At 52.2% G+C, this 475-nt stretch carries 1 protein-coding gene; it reads left to right on the top strand.

Features of this window, described 5'->3' with window-relative positions; all coding sequences use genetic code 11:
* Positions 1 to 106: 106 nt before the first annotated feature.
* On the top strand, positions 107 to 475 hold a 369-nt coding region (locus GTP69_RS30895; RefSeq protein ID WP_161058432.1), incomplete at its 3' end, for a helix-turn-helix domain-containing protein.

Below are 475 nucleotides of genomic sequence, written 5' to 3'. Positions count from 1 at the left end.
TGTTGATTTGCATCCAAAACTGACCCACTTTGCCGCATAATTTGCACACGAAACTGACCCACGTTTAATTCACAATCCTACTCATGACATTGAGTGGGGAATTGGAGTGATCGACGTGGCATTACTAGGCATTATTCGACGCTGGCACATTCGTGACCAGGTCCCGCTAAGAGAAATCGCGAGACGCCTTGGCATCTCAAGAAACACAGTCCGACGCTATCTGCGCTCGGAAACGACAGAGCCCTCCTACGCAGACAGGCGCTCACCCAGCGCAATCGACAAGTACGCTTTCCAGCTTTCGGGACTACTAAAGACTGAGGCGGCCAAATCACGCAAGCAGCGGCGCACTTTGAAACAGCTTCATGAAGAACTAAAGGAGTTGGGCTTTGAAGGGTCTTACGACCGGGTTGCAGCGTTCGCCAGGGTATGGCGGGCGGGTCAAACTGACAGGGTCAATTCAGCTAGCAAACGCACA

This window comes from Duganella levis (assembly GCF_009857605.1).
GTDB classification, from domain to species: Bacteria; Pseudomonadota; Gammaproteobacteria; order Burkholderiales; family Burkholderiaceae_D; genus Rugamonas; species Rugamonas levis.
The sequence above is the reverse complement of the archived record's forward strand: the minus strand, read 5'-3'. Positions and strand labels throughout refer to the sequence as shown.